At 69.9% G+C, this 26,088-nt stretch carries 20 protein-coding genes; 7 read left to right on the forward strand and 13 right to left on the reverse strand.

The genetic code is table 11. The features are described 5' to 3' along the window. Positions 1-404: 404 nt before the first annotated feature. Complete coding sequence (locus P8T65_RS16260) at positions 405-2,231, reverse strand: phosphoenolpyruvate carboxykinase (GTP) (RefSeq protein WP_316726071.1); 1,827 nt, start codon at positions 2,229-2,231, stop codon at positions 405-407. A 349-nt stretch (positions 2,232-2,580) separates the two neighbouring features. Here P8T65_RS16260 and P8T65_RS16265 point away from each other — a divergent pair, with 349 nt between their 5' ends. From P8T65_RS16265 to P8T65_RS16280, 4 genes are all read left to right on the forward strand, one after another. Next, positions 2,581-3,339 carry a hemolysin III family protein gene (locus tag P8T65_RS16265; protein ID WP_316726072.1) on the forward strand — a complete coding sequence of 253 codons (759 nt, stop codon included), beginning with the start codon at positions 2,581-2,583 and terminating at the stop codon, positions 3,337-3,339. A 137-nt stretch (positions 3,340-3,476) separates the two neighbouring features. After that, a complete protein-coding gene (locus P8T65_RS16270; protein ID WP_316726073.1) occupies positions 3,477-5,057 on the forward strand; it encodes an MFS transporter in 1,581 nt (526 codons plus the stop codon). A gap of 5 nt (positions 5,058-5,062) precedes the next feature. Then, positions 5,063-5,695 (forward strand): TetR family transcriptional regulator, encoded by a 633-nt coding sequence (locus P8T65_RS16275; RefSeq protein ID WP_316726074.1) that lies wholly within the window; start codon positions 5,063-5,065, stop codon positions 5,693-5,695. A 61-nt stretch (positions 5,696-5,756) separates the two neighbouring features. Further along, entirely contained in the window at positions 5,757-6,482 is a 726-nt protein-coding gene (locus P8T65_RS16280; protein ID WP_316726075.1) for a Mut7-C RNAse domain-containing protein, read from the forward strand. A gap of 91 nt (positions 6,483-6,573) precedes the next feature. Here P8T65_RS16280 and P8T65_RS16285 read toward each other — a convergent pair whose 3' ends face one another. The 4 genes from P8T65_RS16285 to P8T65_RS16300 all read right to left on the reverse strand — a co-directional run bounded on the left by P8T65_RS16285 (position 6,574) and on the right by P8T65_RS16300 (position 9,998). Next, on the reverse strand, positions 6,574-7,971 hold the full coding sequence (locus tag P8T65_RS16285) for a condensation domain-containing protein (RefSeq protein WP_399103112.1): 1,398 nt from the start codon (positions 7,969-7,971) through the stop codon (positions 6,574-6,576). 157 nt (positions 7,972-8,128) lie between these two features. Next, entirely contained in the window at positions 8,129-8,338 is a 210-nt protein-coding gene (locus P8T65_RS16290; RefSeq protein ID WP_316726077.1) for a hypothetical protein, read from the reverse strand. Between the two features lie 297 nt (positions 8,339-8,635). After that, complete coding sequence (locus P8T65_RS16295; protein ID WP_316726078.1) at positions 8,636-8,980, reverse strand: hypothetical protein; 345 nt, start codon at positions 8,978-8,980, stop codon at positions 8,636-8,638. Between the two features lie 574 nt (positions 8,981-9,554). Beyond that, the gene (locus P8T65_RS16300) at positions 9,555-9,998 is read right to left on the reverse strand and encodes a hypothetical protein (RefSeq protein ID WP_316726079.1); all 444 of its coding nucleotides are present in this window, start codon (positions 9,996-9,998) and stop codon (positions 9,555-9,557) included. A 339-nt stretch (positions 9,999-10,337) separates the two neighbouring features. On the opposite strand from P8T65_RS16300, the gene P8T65_RS16305 reads away from it, so the two are divergent. Then, positions 10,338-11,525 carry a hypothetical protein gene (locus P8T65_RS16305; RefSeq protein WP_316726080.1) on the forward strand — a complete coding sequence of 396 codons (1,188 nt, stop codon included), beginning with the start codon at positions 10,338-10,340 and terminating at the stop codon, positions 11,523-11,525. Between the two features lie 27 nt (positions 11,526-11,552). Next, entirely contained in the window at positions 11,553-11,804 is a 252-nt protein-coding gene (locus P8T65_RS16310) for a hypothetical protein (RefSeq protein ID WP_316726081.1), read from the forward strand. Between the two features lie 167 nt (positions 11,805-11,971). Here the strand turns inward: P8T65_RS16310 and P8T65_RS16315 are convergent, their stop codons facing one another. The 7 genes from P8T65_RS16315 to P8T65_RS16345 form a co-directional block, all read right to left on the reverse strand. Beyond that, entirely contained in the window at positions 11,972-12,280 is a 309-nt protein-coding gene (locus P8T65_RS16315) for a hypothetical protein (protein WP_316726082.1), read from the reverse strand. A gap of 278 nt (positions 12,281-12,558) precedes the next feature. Next, a complete protein-coding gene (locus tag P8T65_RS16320; protein WP_316726083.1) occupies positions 12,559-12,753 on the reverse strand; it encodes a hypothetical protein in 195 nt (64 codons plus the stop codon). Between the two features lie 387 nt (positions 12,754-13,140). Then, positions 13,141-15,564, reverse strand: coding sequence for a galactose oxidase-like domain-containing protein (locus P8T65_RS16325; RefSeq protein WP_316731607.1), 2,424 nt, complete (start codon positions 15,562-15,564; stop codon positions 13,141-13,143). A 32-nt stretch (positions 15,565-15,596) separates the two neighbouring features. Then, positions 15,597-16,892, reverse strand: coding sequence for a glycosyltransferase family 2 protein (locus tag P8T65_RS16330; RefSeq protein WP_316726084.1), 1,296 nt, complete (start codon positions 16,890-16,892; stop codon positions 15,597-15,599). Continuing rightward, entirely contained in the window at positions 16,889-18,637 is a 1,749-nt protein-coding gene (locus P8T65_RS16335) for a phospholipid carrier-dependent glycosyltransferase (protein WP_316726085.1), read from the reverse strand. Before P8T65_RS16335 ends, P8T65_RS16330 begins: the two co-directional genes overlap by 4 nt. Then, a complete protein-coding gene (locus tag P8T65_RS16340) occupies positions 18,634-19,896 on the reverse strand; it encodes a glycosyltransferase (protein WP_316726086.1) in 1,263 nt (420 codons plus the stop codon). Before P8T65_RS16340 ends, P8T65_RS16335 begins: the two co-directional genes overlap by 4 nt. 214 nt (positions 19,897-20,110) lie before the next feature. Continuing rightward, the gene (locus P8T65_RS16345) at positions 20,111-22,159 is read right to left on the reverse strand and encodes a thioredoxin domain-containing protein (protein WP_316726087.1); all 2,049 of its coding nucleotides are present in this window, start codon (positions 22,157-22,159) and stop codon (positions 20,111-20,113) included. A gap of 258 nt (positions 22,160-22,417) precedes the next feature. Here P8T65_RS16345 and P8T65_RS16350 point away from each other — a divergent pair, with 258 nt between their 5' ends. Continuing rightward, positions 22,418-25,717, forward strand: coding sequence for a tetratricopeptide repeat protein (locus tag P8T65_RS16350; RefSeq protein WP_316726088.1), 3,300 nt, complete (start codon positions 22,418-22,420; stop codon positions 25,715-25,717). Between the two features lie 114 nt (positions 25,718-25,831). Here the strand turns inward: P8T65_RS16350 and P8T65_RS16355 are convergent, their stop codons facing one another. Beyond that, positions 25,832-26,077 (reverse strand): hypothetical protein, encoded by a 246-nt coding sequence (locus tag P8T65_RS16355; protein WP_316726089.1) that lies wholly within the window; start codon positions 26,075-26,077, stop codon positions 25,832-25,834. Between the last annotated feature and the right edge of the window lie 11 nt (positions 26,078-26,088).

The following is a 26,088-nucleotide window of genomic DNA, read 5'->3' on the forward strand; positions in this document are numbered from 1 at the left end:
TGTCCCGCGAAATCCGGTGCGCGGCAGCCCTTTTCGCCCCCTCCGCCCCTACCCGTCCCTCCCCCGCTCTCGGCTTCGCTCGAGCGGGAGGTACCCCCACGAAGGGGCTGCGCCCCTTGGACCCCCACACGTCCGTCCAGTGGGGGCTGAGCGCGCAGTTCCCCGCGCCCCTGGAAAAGCGGGGCTGCGCCCCGGCTTTCTCCAGGCCCGCAGGGCCTGGAGCTTCTAGGGGCGCGGGGAACTGCGCGAGAAGCCCCACCGGAGCCGCACCCGCCAACACATCCGAACCCCCGAGTTATCCGGCGCCCAACCAACCCCGCGCACAAAAAATCCGCGACCGGCCGAGGAGACGTCGCTGGTCAGGGCAACCCATATCCGGCCGGTCGCGGAGAAAAAGGGGGGCGTCAGCCCAGACGGCTCACCAGCGCCCGGTACTCGTCCCACAGCTCCTTCGGCGTGTGATCACCGAAGGTGTTGAGGTGCTCGGGCACGAGCGCGGCCTCCTCCCGCCACACCTCCTTGTCGACGGTCAGCAGGAAGTCCAGGTCGGACGAGGAGAGGTCCAGCCCCTCCGTGTCGAGCGCACCCGGTGCCGGCAGGATGCCGATCGGCGTCTCCACCCCCTCCGCCTTGCCGTCCAGCCGGTCCACGATCCACTTCAGGACCCGGCTGTTCTCACCGAAGCCGGGCCACACGAACTTGCCCGCGTCGTTCTTGCGGAACCAGTTGACGTAGTAGATCTTCGGCAGCTTGGACTGGTCCTTGCCCTTGGCGACGTCGACCCAGTGGCCCATGTAGTCGCCCATGTTGTAGCCGCAGAAGGGCAGCATCGCGAAGGGGTCGCGGCGCAGTTCGCCGACCTTGCCCTCGGCCGCCGCGGTCTTCTCGGACGCCACGTTCGCGCCGAGGAACACCCCGTGGTTCCAGTCGAAGGACTCGGTCACCAGCGGCACGGCCGTGGCCCGGCGGCCGCCGAACAGGATCGCCGAGATCGGCACGCCCTTGGGGTTCTCCCACTCCGGCGCGATGATCGGGCACTGCGCGGCCGGCACCGTGAAGCGGGCGTTCGGATGGGCGGCCGGCGTCTCGCTGTCCGGCGTCCAGTCGTTGCCCTTCCAGTCGGTCAGGTGCGCCGGGGTCTCCTCCGTCATCCCCTCCCACCACACGTCGCCGTCGTCCGTGAGCGCCACGTTGGTGAAGACCGAGTTGCCCCAGAGGGTCTTCATCGCGTTGGCGTTGGTGTGCTCACCGGTTCCGGGCGCGACTCCGAAGAACCCGGCCTCGGGGTTGATGGCGTAGAGCTCCCCGTCCTCGTCGAAGCGCATCCACGCGATGTCGTCGCCGATCGTCTCGACGGTCCAGCCGGAGATCGTCGGCTCCAGCATCGCGAGGTTCGTCTTGCCACAGGCCGACGGGAAGGCGGCGGCCACGTACTTGGACTCGCCCTGCGGCGGAGTCAGCTTCAGGATCAGCATGTGCTCGGCGAGCCAGCCCTCGTCGCGCGCCATCACCGAGGCGATGCGCAGGGCGTAGCACTTCTTGCCGAGCAGCGCGTTGCCGCCGTACCCGGAGCCGTACGACCAGATCTCACGGCTCTCGGGGAAGTGGGAGATGTACTTGGTGCTGTTGCAGGGCCACGGCACATCGGCCTGGCCGGGTTCCAGCGGGGCACCGAGGGTGTGCACGGCCTTCACGAAGAAGCCCTCGGAGCCGAGCTCGTCCAGCACGGGCTGTCCCATACGGGTCATCGTGCGCATGGAGACGGCGACGTACGCGGAGTCGGTGATCTCGACGCCGATGGCGGAGAGCGGCGAGCCGAGGGGGCCCATGCAGAACGGGACGACGTACATGGTCCGGCCGCGCATCGAGCCCCGGAACAGGCCCTTCTCGCCCTGGAAGATCTCCCGCATCTCGGCGGGGGCCTTCCAGTGGTTGGTCGGACCCGCGTCCTCCTCCTTCTCCGAGCAGATGAACGTGCGGTCCTCGACCCGGGCGACATCGGTCGGGTCGGACGCGGCGTAGTAGGAGTTCGGGCGCTTGATCGGGTCGAGTTTCCGGAAGGTGCCCTTCTCGACGAGCTCCCCGCACAGGCGCTCGTACTCGGCCTCGGATCCGTCGCACCAGACCACGTTGTCCGGCTCGGTCAGTTCGGCGATCTCGTTCACCCACGCGAGGAGTTCTCGGTGGGTGGTCGGGACGGTTGAAGGGGGAGCCGCGATGTCGCGCGCCACGATTGCTCCTAAATGAGGGATTTTTTGTTGGAGGCCCCGTGGGGGCTGCGACCCGGATGCTTCACGGTTGGATCTTTGGGCGCTCATCCGGTGCCGACCACACTCATTTGATCATCCGACGGGAGCGCCCATCTGTCCAGAGGGCCGTACACATGAGCATCGTGACCATCACCACTCGCCCGATTTCACCCAGGAGGTTTCCCTGCGTCACCAGCGCTTCACCAGGCGTGTCCGCTCGTGCGGCCGGATGCCCCCCGCGAGCCCTCCACGTGAGACGCTGACCACTTGTGGAGGCACGAACAGCCCGCACACTCCCGTAAGTTACGGCTCCGTAGGTACGATGCAGAACATGACAGCGTCCGTCCCCGATGCGCACCCGGAGACGCCGGCCGACAGCCGCGATCCCGACACGCGATCCCTGCCGCATCAGATCGCCCACACGATCACCGACGAGATCCAACAGATCACCGATGAGATCAAGCCCAGACTCCGGGGCTGGCTCCATCTCGGCATGTTCCCGGCCGCGCTCGTCGCCGGCCTGGTGCTCACCGCGCTCGCGGGTTCCACACGCGGACGCATCGCCTGCGGGATCTTCACCTTCACGGCGTGCCTGCTGTTCGGCGTGAGCGCGCTGTACCACCGGGGCAACTGGAGCCCGCGCATGGACGGCATCCTGCGCAGGCTGGATCACGCCAACATCTTCCTGATCATCGCGGGCACCTACACCCCGCTGACGATGCTGCTCCTGCCCGGCGCCAAGGGGCAGTGGCTGCTGTGGGGCATCTGGGCGGCGGCGCTCGCCGGCATCATCTTCCGGGTCTTCTGGGTGGGCGCCCCGCGCTGGCTCTACACCCCGTGCTACATCGCGATGGGCTGGGCGGCCGTCTTCTTCCTGCCCGACTTCATGCGCACCGGCGGCATCGCCGTCCTCGTCCTGGTGATCGTCGGCGGTGTTCTCTACAGCATCGGTGGCGTCATCTACGGCCTCAAGCGCCCGGACCCGTCACCGCGCTGGTTCGGCTTCCACGAGGTCTTCCACTCCCTGACGCTGGCGGCGTTCATCACGCACTACGTGGGGATCTCTCTGGTGGCGTACCAGCACACGTAGACCACCCCCACCCCTCCCCCCCTTCCTGGCCACGGCTTCCGAGCCGTGGCCTTTTCGTGCGCCCGGACACCCCTACCGCGAGAACGGGAGGCACCACCTATTGACAGCGGCAATCTTTTGAGAGTTACTCTCATTTCATGGCTACTGTCATTCCGTCTTCCCCTGTCCGGCCCTCCCCCCGCCGCTGGTGGGCCCTCGGCGCCCTCGTCGCGAGCATGCTGGTGCTCGGCTTCGACATGACGATCCTGAACGTGGCGCTGCCGACCATGGCCGAGCAGCTGGGGGCCGACACCGGTGAGCTGCAGTGGATCGTGGACGCCTACATCGTCGTGTTCGCGGCGCTGATGCTGCCCGCCGGACTGCTCGGCGACCGCTTCGGCCGACGCCGGATGCTGATCGTGGGTCTCGGCGTGTTCCTCGTCGGTTCGGTCCTCGGCTCGCTGGTCGACGCCCCCGAGGCGGTCATCGCCGCTCGTACCGTCATGGGTGTCGGCGCTGCGCTGGTGATCCCCCTCGGGCTCTCCGTCCTGCCGTCGATGTTCGGCCCCGAGGAGCGCGGCAAGGCGGTCGCCGCCGTCACGGCGTCCATGGCGGCGGGCATGCCGCTCGGCCCGCTGATCGGCGGGCTGCTGCTCGACCACTACTGGTGGGGCTCGATCTTCCTGATCAACGTCCCGATGGTCGCCGTCGGCATCGCCGCCTGTCTTCTCCTGCTGCCCGAGTCCCGCGACCCGGCGACGCCACGCGTCGACGCGCTGTCCACCGCGTGCAGCGCACTCGGCCTCGGCGCCCTGGTCTTCGGCATCATCGAGGCACCGGGACGGGGGTGGGGCAGCGCCCTGGTGCTCGGCTCGTTCGCCGTCTCCGTGATGCTGCTGGCCGCGCTGGTCGTACGGGAGCGCCGGGCCGTTCGGCCGATGCTGGACGTGCGGCTGCTGGGCCACCGCGGCTTCCTGTACAACAGCCTGGCCGCGACCCTCGGTACCTTCGTCTTCTCGGGGCTGCTGTTCGTCCTCCCGGCCTACTTCCAGGAGGTGGGCGGCGGCAGCGCGTTCGGTACCGGGCTCCGGCTGCTGCCGATGATGGGCGGCCTGATCGTCGCCGCCCGCGCGAGCGCCCCCCTCGTCCAGCGCCTCGGCCCGCGCCCCGTGGTCGCAGCCGGTCTCACCGTACTGTGCTTCGCCGCGCTCCTCGGCTCCCGCACCGAGGCCGGCAGCGGCTACGGATTCACCGCGCTCTGGCTGAGCGTGGCAGGCCTCGGATTCGGGTTCGCGATGGTGCCCGCGATGGACGCCGCACTCGGCGGAATCCCCTCGCAGGAGGCGGGCAGCGGCTCCGGACTGCTGATGACGCTGCGCCAGGTGGGCGGCGCGATCGGCATCGCCCTGCTCGGCAGCCTCCTGACCGGGACCTACGGGGACCGGATCGACACCTCCGGACTCCCCGCCGAGGCCGCGGACGCGGCCCGCGAGTCGCTCACCGCCGCGCACCTGGTCGCCGAGCGGCTCGGCCTGCCCGCCCTGGCCCACTCCGCCGACGCCGCGTATGTGGACGGCATGGGCGCGACCCTGCTGGTCTGCGCTGCGGCCGCGCTGGTCACCGCGCTGCTGACGGCCGCCCTGCTCCCGAACCCACGGCCCGCGCGGGACACCCACGGAACACCAGCGCCGACCCCCCGGGGCACCGATGACGCCCGAGGCGCCGATGACGGACAATGACCAGCATGACCACGGCAAGGACCCCCGTCCCGGAGGGCGCCCGGCAGCTGAGCCTGCGGGAGCGGAAGAAGATCAAGACACGTCGGGCGATCAGGAACGCCACGTACGAGCTGATCGAGGAGCAGGGGTACGAGGCCACGACCGTCGAGCAGATCGCGGAGCGCGCGGAGGTCTCGCCGAGCACCGTCTTCCGCTACTTCCCCACCAAGGAGGACATCGTCCTGACGGACGAGTACGACCCCTTGGTGGAGCGGTTGCTGCAGGAACGTCCGGCCGAGGAGACGCTGCTCGACTCGCTGCGCCACGCGATCCGGCAGAACATGACCATGGCGATCGCCGACGACCCGGGATTCGAACTGGGCGAGCTGAAGCTGCGGATGAAGCTGCTGGCCGAGGTACCGGCCGTGCGCTCCCACGCCATGGCGAGCATGTCCGTCACCGGCCGCATGATGTGCCGGGCGTTCGCGGAACGCACCGGCCGCGACGAGGGCGACCTCGAAGTGCGGGTCTTCGCCATGGGGTTGATGGGCGCACTGCTGGAGGGGGTCGTCTACTGGGCCGAGCACGACTACCAGGACGACCTGCTCCAGCTGCTCGACCGTACCCTCGACACCTTCAAGGACCTGCCGAAGCGGTGACCCTCCGGGAGCCACCGGAAAAGCAACGGCCCGCCGCCCCTCGCCGTGGCATCCTGACCCGGTGAACGGACCGGAGATCCTCGTCGAATTCGCCCCTGAGCTGGCCCTGTTCGTCCCGCACGGGCGACGCGGCGGCCCGAGCCGGGTGGCGACCGACGGGGTCTCGACCCTCGGTCACGTCATCGAGTCTCTGGGCGTGCCGCTGACGGAGGTGGGCGCGCTCGTGGTGGACGGGCGGGCGATCCCCGTCTCGCACGTCCCCACCGCGGACGAGTCGGTGGTGGTACGGCCGGTCTCCCGCCCTCAACGCGTCCCGGGCGCCCCGCTCCGCTTCCTCCTCGACGTCCACCTCGGCACACTCGCGCGGCGGCTGCGGCTGTTGGGGGTGGACGCGGCGTACGAGTCCACGGACATAGGCGACCCCGCGCTGGCCTCGCTGTCCGCCGCCGAGCAGCGGGTGATGCTCAGCCGCGACCGGGGGTTGCTGCGGCGGCGCGAGCTGTGGGCCGGGGCGTACGTCTACAGCACGCAGCCGGAGGAGCAACTGCGCGATGTACTCGATCGGTTCGCGCCCGAGCTACGGCCGTGGACCCGCTGCACCGCGTGCAACGGGCTGCTGAAGTCGGCGACGAAGGAGGAGGTCGCGGATCGGCTGGAGGGTGGGACGCAACGGTCGTACGACGTGTTCGCGCAGTGTGGCGAATGCGGGCGGGCGTACTGGAAGGGCGCGCACCACGAGCAGTTGGAGGCGATCGTGCGGGACGCGTTGAGGATGCGCACGGAGTGAACCGCTTCGGGTCTGATGGAGGGCTGAGGGGAATCGCCCCGTTGTCCGGCCGTGATCACCCCTGCCTGCGGCCACACCGACGTCGGTCCCGTCAGACGGGCTCGTCGGGGCCGTTCCGGGCCACCGCGAGGATGACCTCCCGCATCTGCTCGACATACCGCCGCATGTTCTTGTGGGCGACGTCGGTGTCCGGGTAGCGGCCGGCGAAGTACAGCCCCTCGTGGAGCCTGTTGAACCAGGCGCACACCCTGTCCCCGTAGGACACTCTGACCAGGCCGTACGCCTTCAGCTCGGTCCAGCGCTCCGATCCGGGGATATGCCGGGCATCGATGAACGAGACGATCGAGTACAGGTCGGGCGACGTCGGGCGGAAGTCCGAGCCGAGCAGGCGCAGCACCCGGCCGATGGGCATGCGGGCCATCGGCCTGCTGGCACGCACCGCGGTTTGCACCATCTTCAGGACGCACCGGAAATCGACCGCCTGTGCCGTCTGAATCTCGATCGGCGCGCCGCCGACGTACCAGCCCACGGAATCCCGCCATTCGGTCTGCGCGCGGGTGTGGAAGGGCACGACAGTCCGGAAGGCGGGTTCGCCGCCGATCTTGTGGACGACGAGGCTCGTGGCAGCCAGGAGGCCGACCGGAACCCCGCCGAAGGGCCGGCAGGCCTCGTCGAACGCGGCGATGTCGTCGGCGTCGACGAGCATGTCGTGCATGAGCTTCTGGGTGGGCAGAGCGCTGCCGGGTTCCAGGCCGAGATCGACGGGGAAGTTCGGCAGGTCCCCGCCGCACCGGTCGATGAACTCCCGCCAGCGGGCGACGACTTCGTGCGTGTCGTCGATCCGGTCCGCGTCTGCCCGCTCGACCTCGCAGAAGTCCACGTAACTGCCGACCGGTGCCCATTGAACGGGACGGCCTTCGATGGCCGCCGCGCAGAGCTCGTGGATCTCGGCGGGGATCCTCTGGATGGAGTACGCGTCCACGTTGCTGTGGTCGAAGGCCATGTACACGCTCGTGCTGTCCTCGCGGACGATCGCCGCGTAGATGAAGTTCGGCCAGCTGAGCGCGTTCGCCGCGACGTCGAAGCGGTCCTGGAGGCGCTGCACGAGTCTCTCCACGTCGGAGAACTCGCCGACCACCTCGCGATGGAGTACGACGGCCTCGGCATCGAGCGTGAACCGGCGCAGTTCGTCGTCGGCCCAGCGGAAGCCGCTGCGCAGCGTCTCGTGCCGCAGGGTCCAGGTCCGCAGTGCGTCCTGCAGTACGTCGAGATCGACCACGCCCGGCATGTCGAACACCGTGCCGAGCCAGGTCGGAACGAACAGGCCGTCCTCGCTCACCGACTTGGCCGTCCGGATGTGCGACTCCTGGACATACGCCGGTGGTCGGGAATCTTCTGGCAGACCCGTCGCTGTCTCGATGACCTCCTGATCGAGCGTCCACTCGACGAGGAGTCCCGGCCGGGCCTCGCAATGCTGGATGTCGGTCATTCGCACGGCAGGCATCTCCGTTCACATGGGTGCAGAGGGGTGGTGAATCGGACCGGACCGTCCCTTCGCCTGCGTCGATGCGGTGCGGATCTGCCGCCACACCAGCGTGCTCAGGCGTTCACCCGTGCGGCCCGGCGAGAGCGAGAAGGGCGGGCGGTCACCGCCGCCGCAGCGCCCTGCGCGGGCCCATGAAGGCGATGACGGCACCCGCCAGGACGAGGACCGCACGGTACGAGCGGGCGGCTGCCGGCGTCTCAGCCGGTCCCGCGGGCTCGTCGGCGGTGTGGTGGAAGCGGCGCCCGGCCGAAGACAGCCCTGAACCGCTTCCTCCTGCGACGATCTCCTGTTGGTGGGACCGGTTGGACATCGCGTCACCGACCATGCCGGCGCGGCGAACCGGTCCTTGGCCGCGCCACCAGCCCGTCAGCCTCCGCCACAGCGACGGCCGCCCCCCTGCTCTCTCCCTGCGCTTGCGGGATGAAGCGCACCGGCGGGCACCGGCCGGTGACGGGACAACAGGGAGACGGTGCGGGTGGGGCGGTCGCGCGAGCGGCACTCGGTGTCCGGGGCGGAAAGTCCGGGCCGGCAGGTGGCACCGGTGGTGGTGCTCGGGTGCGGCCGGCGCTGTCGTCCCGGCCGGAGCCCCCCCCTGTCGGCGCGGCAGTCAGGGTGTGCAGACCGTCGTCGTCTCCCCGTCGGCCTGCAGCGTGGCACACACGCGCGGCACGCGGGGGATGGTGAGGGTGAGGCGCTCCTCCACATGGGCGCGCACGGTCTGCTGCAGGTTCACCAGCACGGTCTCCCCGACGGTGATCCTCGCCCCCACGGTCTTGTCCACGTCACATGTGACCGTGAGGGTGACCGTACTGGTCAGGTCGCTGTCGGTCTTCTGGATGTCGGCTTGGCAGGGCAGCTGCCGCTGGGGAGCAGCCTGCGCGGGCGCGGCCGCGAGGAGGGGCGTGGCAGCCAGCACAAGGGCGGCGGCGGAACGGAGTATGAGGTGAGACATGTGATCCTCCCAGGGGCTTGGCAGGCCGGGTCGGCCTGCCCTCGTCGCCACAACGGAATATCCCTTTTGCGGCATCGGGAAGATGTGATCACGCCCCTGGGTGGCCTGCAACACGGATGTGCCGCCCGGCTGGGACATGGCAGGTACCCGGCCTGCCCACCCAACGGCGCCATGGGGCCCCCGGCCGAAGGACCGTGGTTTCGAGAATCTCCACCGGGCTCAGCAGCGGACCCTCACCCTCGCCGAAGCCGAACACTTCCGCACGGGGTGAGGCGGGAGGCGATCGCCCGGGCGCTGTCTGCGGGTTGGCGCTATGCGCGGCTGCGGGCGGCAGGTTGTAGAGAGTCGTTCACCCGTGTACCGGAGACGCACTTCGCCGCCGCATGCCCAAAACCCTTGCTGCTACGGCGCAGCACTCCGGCCGAGATCGTGATCCTTCTGGTGACAGCGGTGCGGGGCAGGCAGGCAGGCAGGCAGGCAGGCAGGCAGGCAGGCAAAAACGTCGGAGCGGATTGCCGGCTTCGGGGCTCGTGGTGCGAGGCGCTGACGCCACCGTCTCGCACGACAGGGACAGTTACCCGCCGACGCCTCGGTCCGCCAGGAGTTCCCTGATGCGCTCGTCGACCTGCCGGCAGTCATAACCCCGCCGCACGACCCGGAACGAAGGCGGGCCCACTGACGAGTCGGCTTCAGACAGGGCTGCGAGATAGAGGTCGACCTGCTGACGGTCATAACCCCGCCGCACCAATTCGAAGCCAAGGAACTCACGCGGTGACGACACTTCGGGAGCCACCCCCTCACCTCCGCCGACGCCTCGGTCCGCCAGGAGTTCCCTGATGCGCTCGTCGACCTGCCGGCAGTCATAACCCCGCCGCACGACCCGGAACGAAGGCGGGCCCACTGACGAGTCGGCTTCAGACAGGGCTGCGAGATAGAGGTCGACCTGCTGACGGTCATAACCCCGCCGCACCAATTCGAAGCCAAGGAACTCACGCGGTGACGACACTTCGGGAGCCACTCCCTTACATCCGCAGATACGCGTAGGTACGGAGCACCGTGCCTACGAACCCGGCACTCGATGGCAACGAACCTACAGGTCCTCACCCTTCGATGACCATGGAGACGGATCACCACAGCGCTCGGGCTTCCCCATGCCTCAGGTGGGGAACCTCACTCCGGAGGCCCCGAGATCTCACGACTTCAGCTATTCCGTCACGGAGCGAGGTCCCACTGCACGCGCGCGCTCCCGGTCTTCCCGGACGATGCCCCTGACCTGCGGCGGAACGGCTCAAGCTTCGGGTTGGCGCGCATCGATGAAAATGGTCGAAATATACTCTAAAACCGCGGAGGCGTGGCGATGCGCGGCAACGCCGAGAACGACGAGGGCCCCATCGAGGACTACGCCGACGAGCACGGTGACGACCTCGACACCGAGAACAGTGACGAGTACGCCGATCCCGAGGCCTACGCCGAGGAGCCGGCAGCGTTCGAAGAGGAGCCGCCGTCCTACGACGAGGAGGACGCGGCCGGTGCGAGCCCTGACGTCTTCCTCGACGTTCCGATCCTGAAGGTCGACGAGATCGACCTGGACGTCGAGGACCTGCGGGCACATGTCTCGCTGCAGGCCGAGGTACTGGATCTGCTCAAGCTGAATGTGGGCGCCGACGTCTCGCTCGGCCGGGTGCACCTGGGCATCTCGGGCGTCGAGGCACAGGCCCAGCTCAAGGTGCGTCTCCACCACGTCGCGAAGATCATCGACCGAGTGCTCACCACGCTCGACCGCAACCCGGAGATCCTGCACGAGCTGGCCCGCGGAGTCGGGTCCGCCGTGCAGGATGTCGGCGGCGGAGCCCGTCAGGCCGTGGCGGAGCTGGGTACGGGTGCCGGAAGGGCCGTCCAGGAGGTCGGCCAGGGCGCCGGAGCGGCCGTACAGGATGTCGGCCAGGGAGCCGGACGGGCCGTTCAGGGACGTGGGCGGTGGTGCCGGGGTTGCCGACCAGGACGTGGGTCGGGGCGTCGGCTCCGTGGCGCGGGATGTCGGCCAGGGAGCCGGACGGGCCGTTCAGGGACGTGGGCGGTGGTGCCGGGGTTGCCGACCAGGACGTGGGTCGGGGCGTCGGCTCCGTGGCGCGGGATGTCGGCCAGGGAGCCGGGCGGGCCGTTCAGGGACGTGGGCGGTGGTGCCGGGCGCGCGGTGGAGGACGTCGGCCATGAGGTGGGCCGGACCGTCGGAAGCGCCGGCGAGGCGGTGGGCGGCACCGCCGGGAGCGTGGCCGGACAGGCCGCGGGTGTGACGGAAGCAGCAGGCGACACGGTCCGGGACGGCGGCCACGCCGTCGCGCACGCCGCCGAGACGGCGGACGCCACCGCTGAACGGACCGAGCCGACCGAGCCGCGTGCGGCGCGCAAGGGCACGAGGGGAGAGCGCCGAGCCGCCCGGAGCCAGGGCGGCACCCGCACGCGCCGGGTGCGCGGAGAGGACGGGAAGCTGCCGCCAAGGTCCAGTCGCCCACGTACCGCAGGCGAGCCGGAGGAGCCGCCCTGAACGCGAGAGGCTGGGGCCGGGAGCCCGGTGGGGGACATCTCATTCCGGTCGACGGTCCACGCCGAACGGCTCCGCTTCACGCAGGAACCCCGGGCAGTCGTCCGCTTCCCCGGCACCGAAAAGCGAGAGTCGACGAGCCACAGCGATCGCACCCACCTTCCGGACCCGGTCGTGCCCGGTCAGGAATACCAGGACGTCGCCGTCGCCTACCACCTTGCGACCCGTCTCACCAGGGAGCCGGAGGCCGGGCGGAGCGGTGACGCCGACACGGACGGGTGATCCGCCGTGCCCATCGTCGCGGAGTCGGCGTCGCGGAGTCGGCGCCGTGGTGACGTCGGCCTCGGCCACGCCATCGCCGTGTGCGTCAAGTGACCGTCGCCAGCGGCACAGTGCGCGTCCTGGCCGACAGTGGTCCCGGCCCCCGCCTGCCTGTCCTCCGTTCGTCGCTACAGACGGCGCCTGTCGCGCAGGTACGGCGGTATGAGGAACCTGGGCCTGTTGAACACGGCTGTCGAGGCGATCACGACCCAGCAGACCAACATCAGGATGAAGAACACGGTCCCCGTGGTCTCCAGGGGGCCGCGAACGGCGCCCCAGGTATCGGCTCCGAGAGCTGAGAGCATCATGAGGGCCACGCAGGTGAACATGGCAGCGACGGGCACTATGCCACGCGTGACCGCCCAGGCCCCACGCTTGCCGAGCCGGTCCCACCCGTCGGCCTCCGTCCGTGCCCGGTGGGGGTCATGCCACACCATGACGGCGCTCCGCACCATGTACCCGGCCAGAGTGACGAGCCCAAGACAGACCACAATCCCCATGAGTTCCCCTGCTCGGATGGTAGCCGCGCGGTCGGCGGAGTCCTGATGGCCCAGTCAACGCCGTTGAGTGCCATCGGTGGCCGAAGAAGCAGAGGGTTGGGTCCCTGACCTGAGGCTGTGTAACCTACCAACGCTGTGACCTGCGACTTGACTGTCGATGGTTGTCAGCGTTGGTCGTCGTCGAGCGCCCTCCCACGGCCCGACGAGCCGGTTCGCTACTTCCTCGCGTGGATGAACATCACGAGCGCCGTGGCCCCCACGGCGAAAACGGCTCCTGCCCACGCCGCCACCAGCCCCACGTACCGGAAGATCGCGTAGGACTTGGGGTAGCCGGCATTCCAGACTCCCCCGTGCACCTTGGCCACCGCATCCCGCCACCCACGGTAGTCAGTAGCCAGAATGATGCCCATGATCGATATCGTAAGCGGACCCAGGATGATCATCGCGGCTGCTATCACCTGCACATTCTGCGATGCGCGATCACCATGGGGAAGTCAACCATCCCGGTCGGCTTCCTGCCTTCGACGTGACCAACGCCAGCACCACTGATCCAGTCGCCCTGACTTCCCGATCCGCCGTAGCCGTGGAGCGGGCGAAGACACGAGCGCGGGCCTGCAAGTCCTGTCGTCAACCCGTTCAAGCCTCGCCCGGGGCCGCACACCTCGTCGGCCGCGCGTAACAGCCACAGGTCAGACCACGGCCCCGTGCCCGGCGGATGTCGCCTGGTACGGGGCCGAGGACATCGGCAGTGGGTCACCGCGGGCCGTATGTGGCAGGTCGCGCGGTTCCCCGCGCCCCTAGGTTCGCTTCAAATCCGCCTTCCCACACGCCAGGCCGTCCCTGTTGCGGTCCAGCTTCAGCGGGTCGTCCCTGCCGTTGACCTTCAGGCGGCCGTAGTCGTTCTTCTTCAGCCACGCGCACCGTGACGCCGTCGTCTTCTTGACCTCCGCCGGGAAGGCCGTCGGGACGCAGACGTTCGCCGTGCCGTAGTGGCGGTCGCAGCCGGAGACCGTGGGGCTGACCTTCTTGGACCTGGTCTTCTTCAGCGGGCCCGTGGTCTTGCCCTCAGGGGCGTCCGCGAAGTCGTGGACGTGAGCCGAGGGGGCGTCACCGGAGGCCTGGGCCAGGGCGGTCGGGCCCTGGAGGTGAACCCATTCCGCCACCGACGGGACGCCGTTCGCGTCGACCGCGAAGAGCATGTACCAGCCGGGCGGGGCCAGGTTGGGATTGCTCGTCACGTTCAGGTCGATGTTGTTGCCGTCGACGGACAAGGGCAGGTCCACGAAGCGCTGGTTCGGGTCGGAGGAGTGGGTCACCGCCGCCGGGCGGATCAGTTCCGCCTTGGCGACGGGCCGGTCCACCGTGATGCGCTGCGTGTCGCCGTAGACCCACTCCTTGTCGATCACCGACGTGATCTTCGGTCGCGGGCCCTTCAACAGGTACGGCGGGGTGTAGATCGACACGTCGTGGTTCCAGGTGCCGTTGCCCGGGTTGTCGCCCGTGGTCATGACCCGACCGTCGGGGAGGAGGAACGCGGAGGAGTGGTAGCCGCGCTCCTCCGGGTCCGTCGCCACCGGGTCGAACGTGTTGGTCGCCGGGTCGTAGATCGATGTCTCGAACACCGGGTCGGCACGGTTGTGCAGCGCGCCACCCGTCTCCAGCACCTTGCCGTCGGGCAACAGCACCGCCGAGACGTACATCTTGCCCTGGTCGCCCGTCTGGGCGACCTTCCCGTTGCCGAGGTCCACCGTGCCCTGCGGGATCGGCGGGCCCGCGACGTACGCCGGGTTCGCGGCCTTCAGGTCGATGACGTCCGTCAGGCGGTTCGCCTCCGGGTTGGACTCGATGTTGCCGCCGCCGAGCGTCAGGACCTTCTGGTCCTGGGCGGGAGGCAGCAGCACGCTCGCGGACTGGTCGCGTTCGTCCTTCCGCTGCAGGCCCGGGACCTGCGTGACCGTGTTGGCGCCGTAGTCGTAGATCGCCGAGCCCGTGCCCGGGATGTTGTTGCCGAAGACATGGCTGCCCGAGTAGAAGAGGCGGCCGTCCTGCATGAGGATCATCGACGGGTACAGGCCCCAGTACGACCAGGTCTGGTTGACCTTCCAGAGTTCGAGCCACTTCTGCTCGGCGTCCGACCACAGCTCGGCGGTCACCGAACCGGTCGAATCCTCCTTCAGGCCGCCGAACGAGATGACGTCACCGTTGCCGAGGATCGTCGCCGACGGGTACCAGTGGCCGTCGTTCATGTCGTTGGTCTTGCTGTACGTCTCCGTCACCGGGTCGAAGATGTACGAGTCCTTGTAGCCCTGGTAGCCGATCGTGCCGTCGGCCGACGGATAGCCCTTGTTGCCGCTCATGACCAGGACCCGGCCGTCGTCGAGCTGGACGTGACCCGCGCAGAACATGTCGTCGGGCGTCGGGATCTGCTTGTACGTGCCGTTCTTCGGGTCGTACACCGCCGAGGTGAAGGTGCCCGCCTCGAACATCTCCTCGCTGTTGCCGGAGCCGGCGATCAGCAGCACCTTGCCGTTGTTGAGGACGACCGAGTGCATGGAGCGGACGGGGTTCTGCGTGGGCAGCACGTCCCAGCGGCCGTTCAGGCACTCGTCCGGCGTGCCCGTGCACTCCGGCTCGGGGACGGGGTCGGCGACCACGTCCATCGTGTAGTCGTCCGTGGTGACAGAGCCCGTGCCGTAGACGGAGACACCCCAGGCGATGCGGTCCGTGGCGGTCGGCACGGCGGGAGTACGGACCGTGGCCTCGGTCCAACTGCCCGCCATCTCCAGCGTCTTGAGGTCGGTCCAGTACTGCCATCCGGCCGTGGTGTCGTGCCGGAAGAGCGTGATGGACGTGTCCGGCGTCGTCGACTTGTACCAGAGAGCCAGGTCGTACTGCTTGCCCACCGTGACCGAGGGCGCGCAGGCCGCCGACTCGGTGATCAGAGCCTTGCGGTCGCCGTCGACCCGGCGGGTCAGCTCGACCTTCATGGCCTTGGCGCCCGAGTGGGCGTCCGAGGTCGTGGTGAACGTGAAGTCGTTGTCGCCCCAGCCCGACTTCTTCCAGCAGTACGGCATGTCGTCCGTACCGGCCGTCTCGAAGCCGGGGTTCTGGATGAGGTTGGCGGCGGACGCGGGCTGGGGTGAGATCAGCAGGAGGCCGGAGGCGAGGGCTCCGACCGCCAGCAGGGCGGTTCTGCGTCTGGGTCTCGGTCTGGATCTCATCCAGCCGGTCAACCGGTTCTTCAGGTGGTTCTTCACGCGGCTCTCCTTGCCGACTGCTCGGGCTCCGCAGGCTGCCCGGAGCGATCGGTCTCATCGGACCGACCGGACCGCTCAGCATGCCTCTCGGCCCGCTTCCGCCCGCCGCGCTCCCCGCGGCGGGACTTCTTGCGGGGCAGATAGACGAGCGCCTCGGTCCCCACGAAACGCAGGACGAACGTCGTCACCAGGGCGAGCGCGGTCGCGGGCAGCGCGCCCATCCCGAACTCGCCCACGAACAGGGCGATCAGCGGGATACGCAGCACCAGGTCGGCGTTGGCGAGCAACGCGAACCGGCCGATGCGGTCCCACCCCTTGCGGTACTGGCGCCGCTCGCGGAAGCAGAGGTGCTCGATGAGGAGGAAGTTCCAGAGCACCCCGAGCTGGTTGGCGAGGATCTCGGCGGGGACGTAGTGCATCCCGGCCGAGGTGAGGGCGTACAGGCCCGCGAGGTTCGGCAGGAAGCCGGTGACGCCGATCAGCCCGAAGACCATCATGCGGGCCAGCGGCGACGCGGTGCGCAGTCCGACGAGGTGGCGCAGGAACCTCAGGCCCTCCTGCGCGGTCGACTTGGACTCGCCGGCGTACCGGTCCTGGAAGACGAAGGGCACCTCCGTGACCTGCCGGGGGCGGCTGCGCACGGCCAGTTCGAGGAGGATCTTGTAGCCGAGCGGCTGGAGGATGTCGGCGGTGACGGCGCTGCGGCGGATCGCGAAGAAGCCGCTCATCGGGTCGCTGATGCCGTGCAGCCGGCGCGGGAAGAGGGACTTGGTGAGCCAGGTCGCCCCGCGTGAGACGGCCACCCGGTAGCTGCCCGCGAGTCCGGCGCGGCTGCCGCCCTTGATGTAGCGGGAGGCGACCACCAGACCCGCCGACGACCGCTCCCCGGTCGCCACCAGCTCCGGTACGAGGGACGGCGGGTGCTGCAGGTCGCCGTCCATGACGACGATCCAGTCGGAGGTGGCCGCCTTGATCCCCTCGACCACCGCGCCGCCGAGACCGCCGACGGGTTCGTCGCGGTGCAGCACGGTCACCGGGAACGGGCAGTCCTGCGCGGCCTTGTCGATCACCTCGGGGGTGTCGTCGGTGGAGTCGTCCACGAAGACGACCTCGCAGGGCAGCCGCCCGGGGACCGTCTCGGTGATCTGGTGCAGCAACTCCCGTACGTTGGCGGACTCGTTGAAGGTCGGTACGACGATGGTGACGGCCCCGGGCTCGGGAACTTCGGCACCCCGCACGGCGGGATCGCCGAGTTCCCCGGGTGCGGTGGACTCGTAGCTTCCGCTGTTCATCGGTCGCCTCCAGCGGCCTCGGTCTCGCGGATGCGGTCGCCGTCGCCGGTGGCCTCGGTGCCATCCGTACGGTCGCCGCCGGTGTCGATCCTGCGGATCTCGATCCGGTCCTCGCCGGTGCCGAAGGTGGCCACCGGGGTCGAGTTCTCCATCGCGCCCTTGACGTTGGGCAGGTCGACCGCGTCGCGCCGTACGGTCGGGGAGGCGACCACGTAGTCCAGGTCGCGCCAGCCGCGTGGCATCGTCTTCGTCACCGCCGGGTCGAGGTCGGCCTTGTAGAACCAGATGACGCCGAGGCCGGGCTCGTAGCCCTCGTGGACGAGGTCGAGCCAGAGCGCGTCGTCGACGAGGACGCGGGTGCCCGCCGGGTCCTCGATCTCACTGCCGAGCCACTTGGCGGCCTGCTGGTAGGGGGCGTTGGCGTTGAAGGTCATCGCGGTGTGGTTGCCGTCGTACCAGCGCGGGACGACGTACGCCGCCGCGGCGGCGGCCAGGGCGAGGGCCACACCGTGCCGTGCCCAGGTCAGGGCCCGCTTCTCGGTCGTGCTCCGCCACCGGCGCAGGACGCCGTGGGTGACGCTCGCCGTGCCGCCCGCGAGGACGAGCGCGAGGAAGGGCAGCGCCTGGAGGACGTACATGGCGGGGAGGTAGCCGGGGCGCAGTGCCATTCCGGCGAGGATCGCGACGGCGAGCGCGGGACCGGCGAGGGCCCGCGCGGTCACCGACCAGCGCCAGGTGACCAGCAGGAGCAGGGCGCCCGCGAGTCCGCCGAGCGGCAGCACGCGGTCGTAGTACAGCCACGACTGCAGGACGCCGTACGAGCCCGTGCCCTCGGTGAGGATGAAGCCGGAGCCGGGGCGGCTCATCTGGTAGACGATGCCGTCCCAGAGGGACACATGGCCGGCGCCGGGCAGCAACTCGCCCTTGAGCAGGGCGAACAGCGGGTACGAGATGCCGATCAGGGTGCAGGCGGTGACGGCGCCGGTGATGGCGAACTTCCGGGTGTCCCGGTGGCTGTGCCGCCACATGGTGAGCAGTACGGCCGGCAGGACGAGGAGCATCGTCTCCTTGGTGAGCACGGCCGCGGCCGCGGCGATGCCCGCACCGAAGTGGTGCCAGAGGTGACGGCTGGGCGAGGCGGCGAGGCAGAAGGCCAGCAGCGTCCACATGACCGCGATGTTGTCGAGGAAGATCTCCCGCTGGAGCACCACCGACAGCGGAGAGAGCCCGAAGAGGGCCATGCCGAGGCCGGCGGCCCAGCGGGGCAGCGAGAGGCGGCGGCCGAGGACGTAGACGAGGACGGCGCTGACCGCGCTGATCAGCAGCATGACCAGGCGCATCGAGCCGACGGTCATCGACTCGGGGGCGAGCTGGGCGGGAATCCAGGTCAGGACGGCGAGCTGGATCCAGCCGAGGGGCGGGTGGTCGTACCAGTAGGTGTAGTGGGCGAGGCCCCTGCCCTCCTGGACGGCCCAGGCCTGGGCGAGGTAGGTGCCCTCGTCGTCGCTGAGGGTCGGGTAGTCGGCGATGTTCCAGCCCTGCACGATCATGATCGCGACGAGGAGGAGACCGCAGAGGACCAGGTCGGGGGGCGAGTTCCGCAGGCGCTTCGGTGGTGTCCCGGGCGCGGGCGAAACGGGAGAGGAATCGTTTGTTCGACCTGTCGAACCGACTGTGGGCGCAGGTGTCCGCTGCGCGGGGACCTTGACTTTCGTCTTGGCCGCCGCGGGAAGTGTGGAGGTCACGCAGGAACGTCCTCTCGGTTCACGTTCGCGAGATGTGCGCCGACGTGACTGGTCAACTCCCAGTCGTTGCGGCCTCGTTGCTCGCGCCACACCGCGCGTACGGCAGCGAAGGCGAGGAGCACCTGGTAGAAGGGGCCGCCCACGATGAGCTTGACGTAGTGGACGAACCGGACGCGCAGCCCGTACTGCTTGCCGAAGTCGTGCAGCCCGACGACCTCGAACACGAAGGTGACCAGGGCGGTCACGGCCGGCAGGAAGGTGATGAAGGCGACGCCCACGGGGACGTCGAGGAAGAGCGCGATGCCCACGTTGAGGGGGATGATCACCCCGGATACGGCCTGGAGATAGGGCGTCATCAGTGTGTAGCGGGCGAGCAACCGCTGCCGGAAGGAAGGCAGTTGGCGCCAGTCGCGCTTCCGGTAGACCTGGAGGAAGCCCTGGTTCCAGCGGGTTCGCTGCTTCATCAGGGACATCAGGCTGCCGGGGGTCTCCTCGCGGGTCACCATGTCGGAGTCGTAGGCGACGACGACCTTCTTGCCCACGCTGGAGAGCCGGACGCCCAGGTCGCAGTCCTCGGCGAGGCAGTTGGGGTCCCAGCCGTCGGCCGCGCGCAGCACGTCGGTGCGGACGAAGACGGTGTTGCCGCCGAGCGGGATGAACCCTTTCTGCGCGTGCAGATGGAGGCGGGACCGGAACCAGAAGAAGTACTCCAGGCAGTTGCGCAGGCTGTACCAGCTGGAGTTGTAGTTGATGAGCTGCACCCCGCCCTGCACGACGTCCGCGCCGGTGGTGCGGAAGGCGTGGTCGACGTGGGACAACAGCTCCGGATGGACCTGGTCCTCGGCGTCGAAGACCCCGACGACATCACCGCGGCAGTGCGGCAATGCCGTGTTCATGGCCTTCGGCTTGTTCTTCTTCTCGTGGTGGTCGACCACCACGCGGACGCGCGGGTCGCGCCCCTCCGCGGCCCGGGCCACCGCGGTGGTCTCCGGGTCGTCGTGCCCGACGATCACGATGATCTCGAAGTCGTCGTGGCTGGATTCGAGCAGTCGTTGGATGGTGTGGTCCAGTACGGCCTGTTCATGGCGCGCCGGCAGCAGCAGTGAGAACGACACATGTTCGTCGCCGTCCGGTCTACTGAAACGGGTGGAGGCGAGCACTTCGGGCGTTCGCCACGCGTGCATCTGCCACCACAAGGTGAAGGCCGCCATCCAGAACAGGACCAGCGAGACGACGGCAATGAAGACGGACGTCAGCAAGATAGATCCCCCCGGATCCCAATACCCCCTGTCGCGACAGGAGTTACTCCCGTCGCGTCACTGTGGAGAGACTAGGGGGAAACTGTGAACCCCGGGGACCCTTCCGATAAAAAGCGTGTTTCCGTTCGGTAGAACACCTAATCGGACGTGTCCGCACACCTCGCGGTTTCCGGTCAGTTGTGCACCCTTGCTCCGCGCCCCTGACCGGCGACTTTCAGCCAGTCGGAGCCGTTCCGAGGGTCGAACGCAACCGGTCGACATCGGTCGTCGGAGCATCACATGTGAAGTTACGGCATACATAAGCGGTCGGTTCACCGCCGACCAGAGGACGGTCCGCCAGCAACGGCAGCTCGTCACTGTCCGTGGTCCCCACGGCCACCACCGCGCCCGGCGCGGTCCCCAGCAACGCCGCCCGGTGCAGCTCCTTGGTCCCCGGATGCCCCTCCGGTCCGACGACCGCCACCTCACGCGGCCCGTCGAGCAGGGCCTCCGCCGTGGCCAGCCCCCACCCGATGAACCGCGGCGCCCTCGGCCCCAGGGCCTTCACCACGCCCAACGCCCGTTCGGCGGCGGTCCGATGAGGCTCGGAACCGGTGTGCGCGGCATAGCTCAGCAGCGCACCCGCCGCCGCGCTCCACCCGGACGGCGTGGCGTTGTCGGTCGGATCCTGCGGCCGCCGGATCAGCTTCTCCGCGTCGGCGGCGGTGTCGAAGAGCGCCCCGGACTCCTCGTCGACGAACCGGACGAGCACATGGTCGAGCAGGAACCCGGCGAACTCCAGCCACACCCCCTCCCCCGTGACCGACGCCAGCGCCAGGAACCCCTCGGCGACGTCCGCGTAGTCCTCCAGCACCCCCGCGTTCGCCCCGACCTGCCCGTCCTTGCTGGTCCGCGCGAGCCGCGCGCGCTCGTCCAGATGCAGGCGTACGAGGAGGTCGGCGGCGGCGATGGCGGCGTCCACCAGGTCGGGGCGGTCGAAGTAGGCGCCGGTCTCGGCGAGCGCGGCGACGGCGAGGCCGTTCCAGGCGGCCACCACCTTGTCGTCGCGGCCGGGGGCGGGCCGGCCCGCACGCGCCGCATTCAGCCGATCCCTGACCGACTCGATCCTTTCGGCATCGAACACGCCCTCGTGCTGCGGTAGTTGCAGGACGGACGCTCCCTCCTCGAACGTGCCCTCCTCCGTGACCCCGAAGTAGTGCGCGGCGAGCGCCGCGTCCTCCTCGCCGAGCACCTCGGTCAGCTGCTCGGGCGTCCAGACGTAGTACGCCCCCTCGACATGCTTGCCGGAACCGGTGCCGTCGTCGCTGTCGGCGTCCAGCGCCGAGGCGAATCCGCCCTCGTTCGTGCGCAGTTCGCGGACCATGAAGTCGGCCGTCTCCAGGGCGACGCGCCGGGCGAGCTCGGAACCGGTGGCCCGCCAAAGGTGGGCGTACACGCGGCACAGCAGGGCGTTGTCGTACAGCATCTTCTCGAAGTGCGGCACGACCCACTCACGGTCGACGGAGTACCGGGCGAAGCCGCCGCCGAGCTGGTCGTAGATACCGCCGCGGGCCATGCGCTCGCAGGTGTCCCGCGCCATCTGCAGCGCGCCCTCGGAGCCGGTGCGCGCGGCGTGCCGCAGCAGGAACTCGATCACCATCGAGGGCGGGAACTTGGGCGCCCTGCCGAAGCCGCCCCGCGCCGCGTCGTACTCCCGGGTGAGCCCCAGCAACGCCTGCGCCAACTCGTCCTCCCCGGGCGCGTCGACCGCCGCGAACTTCAGCTCCCGCCCCGCCAGGTCCCGCACGATCTTCCCGGCGACCTCGGTGACCTCGTCCCGCCGGTCGGCCCAGGCGGCTCGCACGCCTTCCAGGACCTGCCGGAAGGAGGGCATGCCGTGGCGGGGGGCGGGCGGGAAGTAGGTGCCGAAGTAGAAGGGCTCCTCCTCCGGCGTCAGGAACACGGTCATGGGCCAGCCGCCCTGCCCGGTCGCCGCCTGTACGGCCTCCATGTACACCGCGTCGACGTCCGGCCGCTCCTCCCGGTCGACCTTGACGTTCACGAAGTGCGCGTTCAGGTACTCGGCGGTCTCCCGGTCCTCGAAGGACTCGTGCGCCATCACATGGCACCAGTGGCAGCTCGAGTACCCGACGCTGAGCAGCACCGGCACCCCCCGCCTGCGCGCCTCCTCGAACGCCTCGGCCGACCACGGCCACCAGTCGACCGGGTTGTCGGCGTGCTGGAGGAGGTAGGGAGAGGTCTCGTGGGCCAGTCGATTCGCCATGGGCACCATCATTCCCCAGTACCCATGAATCGCGGCTCAGCACGGGCCGCGCCCCGTAAGGGGCGCGGGCTGTGTCGATGTGCGGTTCCGCCGCGTGGGCGCGAGCGACCACGCCCCACCCACGCCCGGCCGACAACCCGACCTCCTACGGCGAATCCCCGTCCCCTGGCCCCCGCCCACGATCACGCCCTCTCGCCTACACGCACCGATCCCCGCACACTGGCCGGAGGCAACCGTCTCGGCGAAGGGGGAAGCGTGATGCGGGACAGCCACCGGGGGGAGGCCGAACGGCTGTTGGTCCGGGCGGTCGAGGAGGAGGTCCGCAGATCGGGCGGCCGTACCGACGGAGTGGTCCTGCTCGGCCGCGCCCGCGCCTCCCTGGACTCGATGGCGCAGAACGCGGCCGAGGAGTACGAGACGTACACCCGCGCCCTGGACGAGTCCGAGGCCGGCCGCCCCACCTTCCGCCAGCGCTACGCGAAGGAGGGTTCCGGCACTCCCCTGCTGGTCGCGGCCGTCGCCGCCGGCGCGGCGGTCGTCGCCGACCTCTCCTTCGGCGTCGCCCCCGGCACCGCCGTGAGCACCGGCGTGATCGTCGGCATCGCGAGCGCCGTGGCCACGGTCCTGAAGGTCACCGCCTCTCACCTCCCCGCCGCCCACCACCACGCGGGCACTCTGAGCCAGCCCGGCGGCCCCGAGCAGCTGCGGCTGCAGTGGCTGACGGCGCTGGAGGTGCGCGGGATACGCCCGTTCCTGGACCAGCAGCGCGTCCTCGCCGCGTCGACGGCGACGGCGAAGAAGACGGCGCCCCGGCTGCGCGGCGCCGACAAGAGCGCGGCGGCCCGGCGGCGCAACGTGCTGGAGCAGTCGTTCGCCCAACTCCCCGAGGCCGACGACCGGTTCGCGGGCCGCCGGGCGGAGATGGGGAAGATCCGCCAGTGGGTGCAGGCGGCCCGAGCGGAGACCGAGACCCGGCCGACCGTCGTCGTGCTGCACGGCGCGTCCGGCTCCGGCCGCACCGCCCTCGCCGTCCGCGCCGCCCATGAGCTGCGGGACTACTTCCGGGGCGCCTGTGTGGTCGATCTGCGTGCCGACAGCCCCCAGGAGCCGCCGCTGTCGACCCGGGACGCGCTGATGCATCTGCTGAATCGTCTCGGCGCCCCCCGCGACCAGCTGCTCTTCCGTGAGCGGACCTCCCAGGACCAGCAGGTCAAACGGCTCAGCGAGCTGTACCACCAGCATCTGACCACCGTGCCGGTGACCATCGTCCTGGACGACGCCTCCGACCCCGAGCAGGTCCGCGCCCTCGTCCCCGAGCGTTCCGACAGTCTCGTGCTGGTCACCGCCCGCTCCCCGCTCGCCCTGCCCGCCGACCTGCCCGCCTGGGTCCACCAGCTCCCCGTCGAGGCGCTCGACGCCGACGGCACGCACGAACTGCTGAGCACGGCGGCCCAGGACGGCGCGGCGCTGTCGGCGGGAGCGAGCGCCGGAGCCGTCGCGGGAGCGAACGCGAGCGCGGGCACCGGCGCGGGGCCGTCCTCGGGGGTGCGCTCCGGCTCGTACGACACGGAGTCCGTCGCCCGGATCCGGCACCTGTGCGGCGGTCTGCCGCTCGCCCTGCGCATCGCCGGCTCGTCCCTCGGCCCGCGCACACCCGGCCAACTGGCCACGGACCTGGGCGCGTACGGCCCGGTCGAGCCGATCGAGCGGGCCCTCTGGCTCCGCTACACCGACCAGTCGGAGCTGTCCCGCAAGCTGCTGCGCCGCCTGGCGCTGGCGGGACGGGCGTCGCTGGGCGCGGCGGCGGCCGCCTCGCTCCTCGCCACCGACGAGACGGAGGCGACCCGTCACCTCACGGCGCTCGCCCGCGCGGGCCTGATCGACCACGTGCACGGCAACCGCTACCGCCTGCACGACCTGGTCCGTGCCTTCGCCCACGCCCGCCTCCTCGACGAGGAGGAGCCGAGCGAGCGCACGGCCGCGCAGGAACGCCTCATCGTCACCTACGCGGATCTGGCCGACTCCGTCCTGCGCCTGGTCGACGGCAACATGTCGACCCGCTCGGACCGCTTCGGCCAGCACGGCTTCGTGTCGCTGGAGGAGGCGCTGCGCTGGCTGGACGACGAGACCAGCTTCATCACCTCCACGCTCCGGCACGCGGAGGGCGTGAACGAGGCGGCCGTGCTCAGTCTGCTGGGCGCCCTGTGCGACTACTGCCTGCTGCGCGGCGACCTCTACCGTCTCGGCGAGCTCAACGAGCTGGCCCAGTCCGTGGGGCAGGGGCTGCTGACCCGGTCCGTGCAGTGGCGTACGGGTATCGCGGCCCGTCAGCTGGGCGAGCTGGACAAGTCACGGACGACGCTGGCGTCGGTGGTCAACCTGTACATGGAGACCAACCACGACGCGGGCGCCGCCCGTGCCCTGTGCTCCCTGGGCATCACCCTGCACCACCAGGGCAATCTGACGGAGGCGGCGGAGAAGCTGCTGGAGGCCCTGCAGATGCAGTCGGCCCCCGAGCTGGCGGCGGACCGCGCGTGGACGATGCACGCCCTCGCGGCGGTGGAACGCGACCGCTCCCATCTGGCGGACTCGCTGGACCTGTTGACGCGGGCGCTGGTCCTGCACCGTCAGCAGGAGTCCCTGCACGGCGAGGGCTGGGCCTACTACCAGCTGGGCCAACTGCTGTTGCGTATGGGCGAGATACCGCGCGCGGAGACCGAACTGCGCACGGCGCTCGACCTGTTCGGCCGTACCCGAGACCCCCGGGGCGAGGCCTGGTCGATGACGCAGCTGGCCCGCGCCCGTCTCGTGGCCGGGGACCCCTCGGCGGCCGTCGACGGTCTGCGCCAGGCCGTCTCGCGCCACCGCGACAACGAGGACGCGCGCGGCGAGGCCTGGTCCGGCTACTACCTGGGGCAGGCCCTGGAGGAGACCGGCAACCTGGACCAGGCGGTCCGCGAGCTGGAGCGCTCCCGGACGATGTTCTCCCGGATGCGGGACGTGTACGGCCTGGCCTGTGCCCGTCACCACTCCGCCCGGGTCACCCGCGACCAGCGGGCCGTGCAGACCGGCTCGCTGCGCAACTCCGGCTTCGCCCGTCAGCTCCTGGTCGACGCGCGCGCCGACTTCCAGCGCATCGGCGTCGCCCACGGCGAGGCCTGGACCTGCCTGGAACTGGCGGTCGTGGACGCGGGCAACACCCGCACCCCGCAGGCACTGGCCCTCTGCGAGGAGGCCACCCGTCTCTTCGCCTCCTACGGCGACCGCCGGGGCGAGGACTGGGCCCGCTTCCTCAAGTGCACCCTGCTGCCCTACGCGGCTCCCGGCGGCGTGGAGATCGGCACGGCCGTCGCCCAGGAGGACCTGGCCCATCTCTCGCGCACGGACCATCCCCTGCGCGACGAGAAACTCACCGAGTACATCGAGGCCTACCAGCTCCTCCTGGAGCGGGGCGTCAATCTGGAGAGCGGCTGGCGGGCCTGGACCCTCGGCATGGTGCCGAACCGCCATGCGCGCGAGGTGATGGGGGTGCCGGTGTCGGGCGTGGGGCACGGGTGAGGGAGTGCTGGAAGGCTCTGTGGCCCCGCGACGACAGGGCGTGACCGTGTGGCACCTCGCGGTGTCACACGGCCCGCCCGGCGAGCCGTCACGTCGGCGGTCGGTCCTTCGCGGTCAGCCCTTCGCCGGAGTCGTCCTCCCGGCCGCGCCCGTCGCCGTCTCCTCGACGGAGGCGTCCGGGTCCGACGACTCCTTGAAGTCGACCTTGCCCATGTGCTTGTTCATGGACTTCATCAGGCCCCAGACGGCCAGGGCCATCACCGCGAAGACGATGAAACCGAGGACGCCGGGGGTGACCTTGTCCTCGTCCAGCTCCTTGGCGAGGGGGACGAGGTGTGTGACTGCCAGGCTTACGCTCATGCCTGGCATTG

This window comes from Streptomyces sp. 11x1 (assembly GCF_032598905.1).
Classification (GTDB): Bacteria; Actinomycetota; Actinomycetes; order Streptomycetales; family Streptomycetaceae; genus Streptomyces.

Excerpts from the sequence above, each read along its gene's own strand:
- P8T65_RS16265 (WP_316726072.1), top strand. The coding sequence starts at position 2,581 with ATGACAGCGTCCGTCCCCGATGCGCACCCGGAGACGCCGGCCGACAGC.
- P8T65_RS16270 (WP_316726073.1), top strand. The coding sequence starts at position 3,477 with ATGGCTACTGTCATTCCGTCTTCCCCTGTCCGGCCCTCCCCCCGCCGC.
- P8T65_RS16345 (WP_316726087.1), bottom strand. The coding sequence starts at position 22,159 with ATGGCGAATCGACTGGCCCACGAGACCTCTCCCTACCTCCTCCAGCAC.
- P8T65_RS16350 (WP_316726088.1), top strand. The coding sequence starts at position 22,418 with ATGCGGGACAGCCACCGGGGGGAGGCCGAACGGCTGTTGGTCCGGGCG.
- P8T65_RS16315 (WP_316726082.1), bottom strand. The coding sequence starts at position 12,280 with ATGGTGTGGCATGACCCCCACCGGGCACGGACGGAGGCCGACGGGTGG.
- P8T65_RS16320 (WP_316726083.1), bottom strand. The coding sequence starts at position 12,753 with ATGGGCATCATTCTGGCTACTGACTACCGTGGGTGGCGGGATGCGGTG.
- P8T65_RS16285 (WP_399103112.1), bottom strand. The coding sequence starts at position 7,971 with ATGACCGACATCCAGCATTGCGAGGCCCGGCCGGGACTCCTCGTCGAG.
- P8T65_RS16295 (WP_316726078.1), bottom strand. The coding sequence starts at position 8,980 with ATGTCTCACCTCATACTCCGTTCCGCCGCCGCCCTTGTGCTGGCTGCC.
- P8T65_RS16325 (WP_316731607.1), bottom strand. The coding sequence starts at position 15,564 with ATGAGATCCAGACCGAGACCCAGACGCAGAACCGCCCTGCTGGCGGTC.
- P8T65_RS16275 (WP_316726074.1), top strand. The coding sequence starts at position 5,063 with ATGACCACGGCAAGGACCCCCGTCCCGGAGGGCGCCCGGCAGCTGAGC.
- P8T65_RS16330 (WP_316726084.1), bottom strand. The coding sequence starts at position 16,892 with ATGAACAGCGGAAGCTACGAGTCCACCGCACCCGGGGAACTCGGCGAT.
- P8T65_RS16290 (WP_316726077.1), bottom strand. The coding sequence starts at position 8,338 with ATGTCCAACCGGTCCCACCAACAGGAGATCGTCGCAGGAGGAAGCGGT.
- P8T65_RS16305 (WP_316726080.1), top strand. The coding sequence starts at position 10,338 with ATGCGCGGCAACGCCGAGAACGACGAGGGCCCCATCGAGGACTACGCC.
- P8T65_RS16355 (WP_316726089.1), bottom strand. The coding sequence starts at position 26,077 with ATGAGCGTAAGCCTGGCAGTCACACACCTCGTCCCCCTCGCCAAGGAG.